Origin of the sequence: Flavobacterium sp., assembly GCF_024305175.1 — a bacterium.
GTDB lineage: Bacteria > Bacteroidota > Bacteroidia > Flavobacteriales > Flavobacteriaceae > Flavobacterium.
The window spans coordinates 1-11,904 of the sequence record NZ_JAMWYY010000034.1; the positions used below are offsets into that span (position 1 = coordinate 1).

The 11,904-nt window shown below is 43.4% G+C and carries 10 protein-coding genes and 1 tRNA gene; 1 reads left to right on the forward strand and 10 read right to left on the reverse strand.

Going from position 1 to position 11,904, the window contains the following annotated elements:
* Window positions 1-1,369, forward strand: a 1,369-nt coding sequence (locus tag Q0K96_RS09495) for an exonuclease domain-containing protein (RefSeq protein ID WP_297333757.1), incomplete at its 5' end; no start/stop codon positions are given.
* Window positions 1,370-1,437: 68 nt separating this feature from the next.
* On the opposite strand, the gene Q0K96_RS09500 is transcribed toward Q0K96_RS09495, so the two are convergent.
* The 10 genes from Q0K96_RS09500 to murD form a co-directional block, all read right to left on the reverse strand.
* Window positions 1,438-1,851: a hypothetical protein gene (locus tag Q0K96_RS09500; protein WP_297333758.1), complete on the reverse strand. Its 414-nt coding sequence runs from the start codon at window positions 1,849-1,851 to the stop codon at window positions 1,438-1,440.
* Window positions 1,852-1,948: 97 nt separating this feature from the next.
* Window positions 1,949-2,021, reverse strand: a tRNA-Arg gene (locus Q0K96_RS09505).
* 20 nt (window positions 2,022-2,041) lie between these two features.
* Window positions 2,042-2,494 (reverse strand): GatB/YqeY domain-containing protein, encoded by a 453-nt coding sequence (locus Q0K96_RS09510; protein ID WP_297333759.1) that lies wholly within the window; start codon window positions 2,492-2,494, stop codon window positions 2,042-2,044.
* 90 nt (window positions 2,495-2,584) lie between these two features.
* Window positions 2,585-4,534 (reverse strand): cell division protein FtsZ, encoded by a 1,950-nt coding sequence (ftsZ, locus tag Q0K96_RS09515; RefSeq protein ID WP_297333760.1) that lies wholly within the window; start codon window positions 4,532-4,534, stop codon window positions 2,585-2,587.
* A 13-nt stretch (window positions 4,535-4,547) separates the two neighbouring features.
* Complete coding sequence (gene ftsA / locus Q0K96_RS09520) at window positions 4,548-5,948, reverse strand: cell division protein FtsA (protein WP_297333761.1); 1,401 nt, start codon at window positions 5,946-5,948, stop codon at window positions 4,548-4,550.
* Between the two features lie 3 nt (window positions 5,949-5,951).
* A complete protein-coding gene (locus Q0K96_RS09525) occupies window positions 5,952-6,674 on the reverse strand; it encodes a cell division protein FtsQ (protein ID WP_297333762.1) in 723 nt (240 codons plus the stop codon).
* Window positions 6,661-8,013, reverse strand: a complete 1,353-nt coding sequence (gene murC, locus Q0K96_RS09530; protein WP_297333763.1) for a UDP-N-acetylmuramate--L-alanine ligase — start codon at window positions 8,011-8,013, stop codon at window positions 6,661-6,663. The genes Q0K96_RS09525 and murC overlap by 14 nt, the downstream gene beginning before the upstream one ends.
* A 19-nt stretch (window positions 8,014-8,032) precedes the next feature.
* Window positions 8,033-9,127: an undecaprenyldiphospho-muramoylpentapeptide beta-N-acetylglucosaminyltransferase gene (gene murG / locus Q0K96_RS09535; protein ID WP_297333764.1), complete on the reverse strand. Its 1,095-nt coding sequence runs from the start codon at window positions 9,125-9,127 to the stop codon at window positions 8,033-8,035.
* Between the two features lie 55 nt (window positions 9,128-9,182).
* Window positions 9,183-10,490: an FtsW/RodA/SpoVE family cell cycle protein gene (locus tag Q0K96_RS09540; RefSeq protein ID WP_297333765.1), complete on the reverse strand. Its 1,308-nt coding sequence runs from the start codon at window positions 10,488-10,490 to the stop codon at window positions 9,183-9,185.
* A 75-nt stretch (window positions 10,491-10,565) separates the two neighbouring features.
* On the reverse strand, window positions 10,566-11,903 hold the full coding sequence (gene murD, locus Q0K96_RS09545) for a UDP-N-acetylmuramoyl-L-alanine--D-glutamate ligase (RefSeq protein ID WP_297333766.1): 1,338 nt from the start codon (window positions 11,901-11,903) through the stop codon (window positions 10,566-10,568).
* Window position 11,904 lies beyond the last annotated feature (1 nt).

Below are 11,904 nucleotides of genomic sequence, written 5' to 3' on the forward strand. Positions count from 1 at the left end.
GATGAAGTCTCAGGAATATGCCGTAGTAGATATTGAAACAACGGGAGGTAATGCCGGTGGCAGCCGCATTACAGAAATTGCTATTATAGTGCATGACGGGCTTAATGTGATTGAACGCTTTGAGACACTCGTAAACCCCCAGAAAGAAATACCTGTGCCTATTTTTGCCCTGACAGGTATAGATAATGAAATGGTAAGCAATGCACCTGTTTTTGATGATATTGCCGAAAGAGTTTATGAACTTTTAAATGACCGTATATTCGTTGCGCACAATGTAAACTTCGACTATTCTTTTGTAAAGCACCAGCTTGAGGAAGCAGGCTATAAATGGACAGCGAGAAAGCTATGTACCGTAAGGGCTGCACGTAAAATAAAACCGGGACTTTATTCGTACAGCCTGGGCAACCTTTGCCATTCACTTGATATACCATTGGTAAACCGCCATCGTGCCGGGGGCGATGCCGATGCAACCGCCCTGCTTTTATCGCGTCTGCTGCTGTGGGATACCGAAGGAGAGATCATGAAAATGATAAAGAAAACATCTTATGACCAGCGCCTGCCACCCAACCTGCCACCTGAAGATTTTGAGGAACTACCCGAAAAACCGGGCGTATATTATTTTTATAACCAGGCAAAAAAAGTTGTTTATGTTGGCAAGGCTGTAAACCTGCGGAAACGTGTTGCTTCTCACTTTAGCGGCCATACAACCACACGCCGGCGACAAAACTTTTTACGAGATATATACTCAATATCCTTTGAAGTTTGTGCTACAGAGCTTATGGCGCTGCTGCTGGAGTGTACAGAGATTAAAAAACTATGGCCTGTATACAATACCGCACTTAAGCGCTTTGAACCGAAATACCGGCTTTACCATTATGAGGCGCGTAACGGTTACCGCTACCTTGCCGTAGGAAAACTGGGTAGGTACCAAGACAGCACTGAGGTTTTTCATTCGCAGTACGATGGTATAACGTTATTACGCAACATTGCAGCCCAATTTGAAATAGACCACCGCTTTTGTAAATACGGGAGGCAGGACCATGATGGCCTTCCAGTAACAGCACAGGAAGATTTGCCTGATATTGAAGAACACAATATAAAAATTGACGAGGCTATTGCTTCAGTCAGCAAGAACAGGCCAAGCTTTGCTATTACAGACAAAGGCCGCACTGAAGATGAGCGTAGTTGCATCTGGGTAGAAAACGGACAATTTTACGGAATGGGCTACATCCCTTCGGATGTAGCGATAGCAGACATAGAAGAAGTAAAGGACTATATTAATCAATACCACGGAAACCAGTACATTATGCAGCTGCTTTACTCATTTGCAGAGAAATATCCGGGGAAAGTAGTTTATAAGAGAGAATAGTACTTTGTATAAAATCAAAATTTACTATTTGCAAAGTGAATACTACAATTATAATTATTAATGTAAAGTCATTGAATCCGGACTTCAAATCCTCCCTTCCATTCCTTACTGATTTTCACTTTTCTATTTAATTGTCGCTCTGTTATCTTTACTAGGGAGTCTTTTACTTCATTCGTATAATTATATAATTCAATTATAATCTTTTTGCCATTGCAATCATATAACTCTAAGTTACTATCCTCAAATAAGGAATTATATAAATGTAAACATTCATTTAAATCAAGGTTTTTACAACTCCCACTTAAAGCATACCTAAATAGATAATCTGTTTCTGGAACGAAAACCATTGTATATATGTTACAATCTTCATAATCTGTCAAGTTTATTACTCTGTAGGAACTTTTTAAAGTATTATCCTGGACAGTTTTGCAACAGTTTGTAAAAATTATAATAATAACAATAAATGCAATTTTAGTTTTCATTTTAAAAGAAGTTAATTTTTGCTACTAATAAAACATGAAAACCTCAGTGTTTACTGAGGTTTTCATAGCATCTAAATACAAGGTAAATCTACAATTGTGACCCCATCGGGATTCGAACCCAAATCGTCAGAACCGGAATCTGATATTCTATCCAATTGAACTATGGAGCCTGTAATGCTTTTATAATATGTTAACTGGTAAGCGCCTTTTTAACGGCGTTGCTTATCGTTTTGCCGTCAGCGCGGCCTGCAAGTTCTTTAGATGCCATACCCATTACCTTACCCATATCTGCCATGCCGCTAAAACCGTTTTCGGCAATAATTTTATTTACGGCAGCCTCCACTTCCGCCTCAGAAAACTGCGCAGGCAAGAACTTTTCAATAACAGCAGCCTGCTCAATTTCGGGGTCGGCTAAATCCTGGCGTCCCTGCTCTATATATATGGCAGCGCTGTCCTTACGCTGCTTTACAAGCTTCTGGAGCAGTTTTATCTCATCTTCTTCTGACAGTTCTTCTTTAGCTCCGCTTTCGGTCTGAGCCAGTAATAATGCTGATTTAACAGCCCTTAAAGCCTCTAATGATACTGTATCTTTACTCTTCATGGCTGCTTTCATAGCATCCATTATTTCTGCCTGTAAACTCATAGGTAATGGTTTAAATTTTAGAAATGCGAATATAAAAAAATAACCCGAAAATATCGTTCTATTTTCGGGTTAAGGATCACGTTGGGTTAGTTAATCCACGTTGTCGTGCAGGAACGAATTGTTAGAACGCAACTGTAGGTCGTCGTTACTGTCTGTCCCTAACGAAAAACGTGATTTGCTGTTATCTGTGCGCGATTCGTGCAGGTCTATGCCCATTCTTTTATAGGCGGGTTCTTTCTCAAACTCATCTATACGCGCAGAGCTGTTATGAAACTTATAGTTAAATTCCTTCATTTTCTTTCTGCGCTCTTCTGCCCTTACCCTCAGCGTTTCTTCTATTGTCATTTCAACAGGAGAAATATCTTCATGGTGAGCGGCAAATTTTGGCTGTTGTGGCTCTTCAGACTTTTTAAGCGTAAGGTTAAGCTCAGGGCTTACAGGCTCTTCAGCTTTTGCCGCAGGCTTAGAATCTAACAGTTCTTTTTCCTTCTCAAGATAATCTTCAAGAGAATACCTTACCACACCCGACTGGTTAACTTCTGTAACAGGCACAACCCTTACAGGCTCATTAACCTTTATATCGCGTGCATCATCTGTAAGGTTAAAAAACTGCTTCTCCTCGCGCTTAACATTGTCTGTAGCCAGGTCAAAAGAAAAACTTATCTGCTCTTCTTTCTTCACCACTACAAACTCCGGGTCTATAACCTCAATGTCTCTTACATCTTTTACCTGCTGCTTTTGCATTTCTGCTGCAGGCGAAACAATTTCAAAGAACACATCAAGGTTATTTATAAAATCTGAAGTCGGCAGCGCTTCCTCTTCCGCTTCAGTCACGGGCTTTTTTTCGGTAACCTCTTCCTCAAGGGCATAAACTATTTTTTCTTCTTCAGCAGCAATTCCTTCCTTAACCTCTTCTTTAGGCTCTTCTGTTATGGGTGCAGAAAAATCAAAAGCAGCCAGACCTTGCTTTTTACTAAGGTCTGTTACCAGCCTCTGGTCTTCTTCAAGCGCATGTATTATTTTTTTAGGCTCTGTATTAACTATCTCGTTTTGCTGCTCTACGTTAAAACCCGTAGCAATAACAGTTACCGCTATAGCTTCGCCTAACGACTCATCTTCGCCAACACCCATGATAATGTTGGCATTATAACCGGCCTCTGACTGGATATGGTCGTTAATTTCTCCTATTTCATCTATTGTAATTTCGCTTGTACCCGATACGATAAGCAACAATACATTTTTAGCGCCCGTAATTTTATTATCATTTAACAGCGGAGAATCAAGCGCGCTTACAATAGCGTCTTTTGCCCTGTTCTCGCCTGTTGCAGTGGCCGAACCCATTATAGCCGTGCCGCTGTCTGAAAGTACAGTCTTGGCATCTTTAAGGTCGATGTTTTGTGTATAGTGGTGGGTAATAACCTCTGCAATACCGCGGCTTGCTGTTGCCAAAACTTCGTCAGCCTTGCTAAAGCCCGCCTTAAAGCCAAGGTTACCATATACTTCCCTTAATTTATTGTTGTTGATAACGATTAAAGAATCTACCTGCCTTCTTAGCCTTTCTACACCGGCAAGCGCCTGCTCACCACGTACTTTACCTTCAAACTGAAAAGGAATGGTTACTATACCAACGGTAAGTATCTCCCTTTCTTTGGCAAGCTGTGCTATTACAGGTGCGGCACCTGTACCGGTACCACCGCCCATACCCGCAGTTATGAAGATCATTTTGGTATTGGTATCAAGCATCTTCTCAATGTCATCTATGCTCTCAAGGGCAGCCTGCTGGCCTACCTCGGGGTTGGCACCCGCGCCAAGACCTTCGGTAAGGCTAACGCCCAACTGAATCTTATTTGGCACAGGGCTGTTTTGCAATGCCTGGCTGTCAGTATTACACACTACAAAATCTACTCCCTTTATCCCTTGCTTAAACATATGGTTTATCGCGTTGCTTCCGCCCCCGCCTACACCAATTACCTTGATTACGTTCGACTGGTTTTTAGGCAGGTCAAACGAAATGCTTCCAAAATCTGTGTTACTCATCATATCCATCGGGTTTTTATTCTGCGTTATCTAAAAAATCTTTAATCTTATCTATATACTTATCAAAAAACGAACGCTTTACACGTTTTTCTGTCGACTCCTGCACTTTATGAACAGGCTGTTGTACCGCCACCTCTTCAAGTTCATGCTCCGGCTCGGGCTGTGCCACTGCGTGTGGCTGTTCCTGCTGCTGGTAGCGCATTGCAGGTTTTGGCTCAGGCTTTTGCAGTTCTACTAAAGGCGTTGCACTGCGTGTATTGTTGCGGGCACTGTTCATTACAAGGCCAACTGCCGTAGCATAAAGCGGGCTTGATATCTCCTCGTCAGAGTTGCCTGCAAGGTGCTCGTTAGGGTAACCTATACGTGTATCCATACCGGTTATATACTCTACAAGCTGCTTAATATGCTTTAGCTGAGAGCCTCCGCCTGTAAGCACAATACCTGCTATCAGCTTTCTGCGTGGGTCCTCGTGGCCATACGCCTTTATTTCGGCAAACACCTGTTCTATGATTTCAACCACGCGGGCGTGAATTATCTTAGAAAGGTTTTTAAGCGAAATCTCTTTGGGCTCACGCCCCCTTAGCCCCGGTATAGAAACTATTTCATTATCCTTATTTTCTCCCGGCCATGCAGAACCAAATTTAACTTTTAGCAGTTCGGCCTGCTTCTCTATGATAGAGCAGCCTTCTTTAATATCTTCTGTAATAACATTACCGCCGAAAGGTATTACTGCCGTATGGCGGATGATACCGTCTTTAAAAATGGCAAGATCTGTAGTGCCGCCGCCTATATCAATAAGCGCTACACCGGCTTCTTTTTCTTCCTGGCTCAGTACCGCATCAGCAGATGCAAGCGGTTCAAGTGTTAATCCCGAAAGGTCTAAGCCTGAACTTTTAATGCAACGCCCAACGTTACGGATGCTTGATGCCTGCCCCACCACTACATGAAAGCTCGCCTCCAGCCTGCCGCCATACATGCCTATTGGCTCTTTTATCTCGGTTTGCCCGTCTATCTTAAACTCCTGCGGCAGCACGTGGATTATCTCCTCGCCCGGCAGCATGGCAAGTTTGTGCACCTGGTTTATCAGCAAATCAATATCAACATCGCCAATTACTTCTTCAGGGTTGCTCCTGCTGATGTAATCGCTGTGCTGAATGCTGCGGATGTGTTGCCCGGCAATGCCTACCACCACATCGTTAATTTTGTAACCGGAATCAGCTTCTGCTTCCTGTACCGCCTCCTGAATACTTTGAATGGTTTGGGTAATGTTGTTTACAACACCCCTGGCCACGCCCAGGCTTTTGGATTTACCCACACCCAGTATTTCGAGTTTACCGTACTCGTTCTTCCTTCCTATCATTGCCACTATCTTGGTAGTACCAATGTCTAAACCTACTGCAATGCTGTCTCTTTCCATATTCTATTTTTTGGTGCACACAACCTGTTGTGTAAATTTCAGATTCACTGTTTTGTAATTTTCTATCACGCTGTCTTTTGCCGCATCCTGCAAAAAGGCCATATAGTTCTTAAACTTCCGTTCAATGTTAAGTGGCCTGCCAAACATTATGTCATAACCGTAACCACGGCTTTTCATAACAAGGCTGCCACCCGGCTTTACTGCTATGCCTATTATATTTTTCTTTAAGAACCTGTTATTGTATATGTACAGCAACAGCTCCTGCAACTTTTCCTTTTTTATTTCAGAAAGGCTGCCTGTTAAAAGCGGCACCCTTGCCGTATAGCTTTCAGACAGCGGCATGCGGTTTCCGTTGCGGTCTATGTAGTATGATTCTGCGCCCTCATACACCCTTGCAACCGGCGTTTTTTGTGTGATAACCGCCTTAATTTTACCATCAACCGTTGCATAAACCTCTGCCTTCTCAATCATTGGATTTGACTCGACAGATTTTTCCAGTTTATTCAAATCTAATTTATCTTTCCTTATATCGGTGATGGTATCATAACTTTGTATCAACAACTTATTAACTTTGTCTAACGTAATAAAGCTCTCTTCCTGAACAAATTCTACCTCTGCCCCTTTAATCCACCGCGCCTCGTTCCTGCTTCCCGAAAAAGAGTACAGGAATACCACAACGAGCACCATAACCACGAGCCGTATATTGTTCCAGTTAAGCTTTTTCATCTAACACTCTTTTAATTTCGGGCACCATTTCACCAATATCCCCGGCACCAATTGTTACCACCACTTTTGCATCTGTCATCTTCAGCAGCGGTATCAGGTCAGCCTTGCTTACAAGGCGTTTTTCAGGGTTCTCTATCATATCCAGCAACCATTGTGAAGTTACCCCCTCAATCGGTTCTTCGCGTGCCGGGTAAATGTCCAGCAGCACAATATTTTCGAATGCCGAGAGGCTCTTTGCGAAGCCTTCAGCAAAATCTTTGGTGCGGCTAAACAGGTGCGGCTGAAAAACGGCCAGTACCTTTTCATCAGGATATAACTCTGTAACCGCCTGATGAACTGCATTTATCTCTGTAGGGTGGTGTGCATAGTCATCTATATACACCATGCCCGTTTTTTTTATCTGGTAGGAGAATCTTCTCCTTACACCCCTGAACGACTGTAATGCCTCTGCAATCCCTTCAGCAGCCACTCCATAGGTGTAAGCCATTGCAAACGCAAGCAACGCATTGGTAAGGTTATGCCTGCCTGGTAATGCAAAGCGGAGATTTTTAACCGTTTCTGATGGTGTTACCACATCAAACACATACCAGCCGTTATCTATGCTTATGTTTTGTGCAGAGAACTGTGAGTCGTCATTTACGCCTATGGTTATTACCTGTAACGGCAGCCCGGCCGGCACAAAAAGATGCTCTTTATTCTCTACTTTAGCGGCAAATTCCCTGAACGATTCTTCTATTGCCTCGGTATTTCCGTATATATCAAGATGATCGGCATCCATACTGGTTACACAGGCAATATCCGGGTGCAGGTGCAGGAAAGAACGGTCAAATTCATCTGCTTCTACCACCGTAACCGTTTTGCCGTTACCGATGATGTTAGAATTATAATTCTCTACAATACCACCTAAAAAAGCGGTAACATCTACGCCGTTTTGGTGCAGTACGTGCCCCAGTATGCTCGATGTTGTTGTTTTACCGTGAGTGCCTGCCACTGCAAAGCAGAAAGTATCTTTAGTAATAATACCCAGCACCTCTGCACGCTTCTTTATTTCGAAGCCATTCTGCACGAAATAGTTCCATTGCAGGTGGTGCTTGGGCACTGCCGGTGTTACCACAACAAGCGTATGCTCTTTGTTAAGGTAAGGCAATTCTATAAGCTCTACCTTATCGTCAAAATGAATATGTATTCCCTCTGCCTTTAGCTCATCGGTAAGGTGCGTGGGCGTACGGTCGTAACCGGCTACATTTTTGCCTATAAATTTAAAATAGCGGGCAAGGGCGCTCATGCCGATGCCGCCAATACCAATAAAATAGACGTTATGTATGTTATCCAGTTGCATATATTTTACTGTTGCGGGTTTATCGCTTTAACAGCTTTATAATTTCTTCTACAATATCATTTGTGGCATTTGGCCTGGCCAGCTTTTTTATAGTACTGCCCAGCTTATGCCGCTTCTCTTCATTTTCCAGCAAATCCTGAAACACCGGCTGAAATTGCGTGTCAAGCTGTGATTCCTTCAGCATTACAGCGCCCTGCTTATCTACAATAGCCTGCGCATTTTTTGTCTGGTGGTCTTCCGCCACGTTGGGCGACGGTATAAACAAGACCGGCTTGCCCACTACGCAAAGCTCTGACACTGAAGATGCCCCTGAACGGGATATTACAACATCTGCCGCGGCATACACCAGATCCATCCTGTCGATAAAAGAAAGCACATTAACACCTTCCTTGTCGCCGTGATGGCGGTATTCATCATAATATAATTTGCCGCACTGCCATATCAGTTGCACATCCTGTGCCAGCAGCCAGCTTATTTCTTTATCAATGAGCTGGTTTATGCGCCTTGAACCCAGGCTGCCACCCAGCACCAGCACGGTTTTCTTATCAGGTTTTAACCCGAATGTCCCCGCAGCCTCTTCTTTTTTACCTGCCATATCAAGCAAATCCTGCCTTACCGGGTTGCCGGTAAGTACAATTTTGCCTTTGGGGAAAAACTGCTCCAGCCCTTCATAAGCAACACAAACCTTATCAGCATTCTTTGCCAGCCATTTGTTGGTTATGCCGGGGTAGCTGTTTTGCTCCTGCACTACTGTTGGCACACCCATGCCCGAAGCTGCCTTTAGTAAAGGCCCGCTTGCAAAGCCACCGGTACCAATAACCACATCGGGCTTAAACTGCTTTACTATTTTGCGCGACTTAAGCAGGCTGCTCATCAGCTTTATCGGGAACATGGCGTTATCAAGTGTTAACCTGCGCTGTATGCCTGCTATCCACAAACCAATAATTTTATATCCTGCCTGCGGCACTTTCTGCATCTCCATTTTATCGCTTGCCCCTACAAATAATATTTCGCACTGCGGGTAGCGTTGCTTTAATTCATTCGCAATAGCTATGGCAGGGTAAATATGCCCCCCTGTGCCGCCGCCGCTTAAAATGAATTTCAGATTTGCCATTTTTTTTATTTCTACTTTTTTCTGTTACTTTTCGCTTTCGCCTCTTGACTAAAAGCTATTTCCCCATCACAGCCCGCATAGGATTTGCAGCAGCATCTTCTATACTATAAGATGGTTCTGTACCCATAGCCTCTGCTTCCTCCTTTTGCTTTTCGCGAAGTATATGCTCATCTATTAATTGCTGTAAAGCAACTTCGCGTTCTTCCTTCTCTGCCAGTTCCTGCGCTATTTCTTCCTCTTTCTTGGTAACGCTGATTATAATACCAATGGCAATACAGGTCATCCAGATGGAACTACCCCCGCTACTGATTAGCGGCAACGTTTGCCCCGTTACAGGAAGCAGCTCTACTGCCACACCCATATTGATTAATGCCTGGAATATTATCGGGAAGCCAAGCCCCACAATAAGTAATTTACCAAACAATGATTTTGCTTTGTGTGCCGATACCAAAAACCTGAAGAACAGCATCAGATATAAGAACAATACCGCCAGTCCGCCCACAATGCCATATTCTTCTACTATAATGGCAAAAATGAAATCGGAAGATGACTGCGGCAAAAAGTTTTTCTGCACACTCTTGCCGGGGCCAAGCCCGTATACCATTCCTGATGCGATGGCTATCTTGGCTTTTTCGATTTGGTAATCGTCTTCATTTGGCGCATCAGATGTAAAGCGTTCTATACGGCTTATCCAGGTATCAACCCTGTTTGGCAATGCTTCCGGAAATGCCTTGGCAAACAGCACAAACAATGTTAGCCCCGCTATGCCCATACCCATTATCATGGCAAGGTAGCGCAACGGGTACCTGCCTATAAATACCAGCATGCACACCATAGAAAATATTAGTGCAGCGGTAGAAAAGTTAGCAGGCAGTATCAGGGCCAGTATTATAAATACAGGCATCCATAATTCAAAGAGCGATGATTTAAATGTAACGGGCTTGTCTTCCATCTTGGCGAGGTAGCGCGCCACATATATCATAAGTACTATCATTGCCAATGCAGATGTCTGGAACGTTACCCCAATAAAAGGCACTTTTATCCAGCGGCTTGCGTTGGCACCGTCTATAACCGTGCCCTGCATAAAGGTATATACCAGTAATAACCCTACTATGGGCAGGGCAATTTTAGATAGCCCCCTGTAATAATGATACGGCACCTTGTGCACAAAATAAATAAGGGCAAAGCCTATAAAAATATGAACGAGGTGCTTAACAAGGTATCCGATAGTAGAGCCCTTGCCGATAACATACACAAGATTGGTACTTGCGCTGAAAACCGGCATGAACGATATAAGGGCCAACAGCATCACGAATGACCATATGCCCTTATCTCCTTTCAGGTTGTTAATTAATTCTTTCATACTGATTCTATTTTATCAAGCAGCAGGTTTTGCTATTTCCCTGCCAGTTGACTGGTTGCCTTTTTTACAGGCGTATTATAAATTTTGTACTGCGGCTTTAAACTGCTTGCCGCGGTCTTCATAGTTTTCAAACAGGTCAAAACTTGCACATGCAGGCGAAAGCAATACTGTATCGCCTTTCTCAGCCAGTTTTTGCGAAGCTTTTACTGCTTCTGTCATGCCTGCTGTTTCTACCACTACATCTACCACATTGGCAAAAGCATTTATAATTTTTTGGTTATCTACACCGAGGCATACAATTGCCTTTACCTTTTCGCGTACCAGCGGCATAAGCTCATCATAATCATTACCCTTATCTACACCGCCCACTATCCAAACAACAGGCGTAGTCATACTGTCAAGCGCAAAAAAAGTAGCGTTAGTATTGGTTGCCTTACTGTCGTTTATGTATTGCACATTCTGTATTTTAAGCACTTTTTCAAGGCGGTGCTCCACACCCTGAAAGTTAGAGAGGCTTTCCCTTATGGTTTGTTTACGTATGCGCATTAACTGGGCAACCGCAGTTGCCGCCATGGCGTTCTTCACATTGTGTTTTCCTTCTAATGACAGTTCGTTAATTGGCATGGTAAATTCTTTATTTCGTATTGTGCTTATAATATTATTGTCTTCTACATATATCCCTTTTTTATTATTACCGGAAAGCGAGAAAGGGACTAACTTCGCTTTTACCGTATTGTGCTCAAGCCACTTGCTTATTGCTTCGTCATCGGCATCATAAACCAGGTAATCATCCTTTGTCTGGTTCATGGTAATCCTGAACTTGGCTTCTATATACAGGCTGTAGTTGTACTCATACCTGTCAAGATGGTCAGGGCTAATGTTGGTTATCACCGCTATGTGCGGGCGGTAATCCTTTATCCCGTCAAGCTGAAAACTGCTCAGCTCTAAAACATAGCCTTCGCATTTGTTATCGGCTACCTGCCAGGCAAAGCTTTTGCCTATGTTACCTGCAAGCCCTACACCCAACCCTCCCTGCTTAAGCAGGTAATGCGTAAGCATCGTTGTGGTGGTTTTACCGTTACTACCTGTAATGCCTATGGTTTGTACATCTGTAAAATGAGAGGCAAATTCTATTTCAGATATTACCGGTATGCCTTTTTCCTTCAGCTTTTTTACTATGGGCGACTTATCGGGTATGCCAGGGCTTTTCATTACCACATCGGCGTTAAGCACCAGTTCTTCTGTATGCCTGCCCTCTTCCCATTCTAACTTATTAAGTGCAAGAACTTCTTTATAATTTTCTTTTATCTGGCCAAAATCAGATACAAACACATCATATCCCTTCTTCTTCCCGAGTATGGCAGTACCAACACCACTCTCTCCCCCTCCAAGTATTACCAGCCGCTTTGCCATA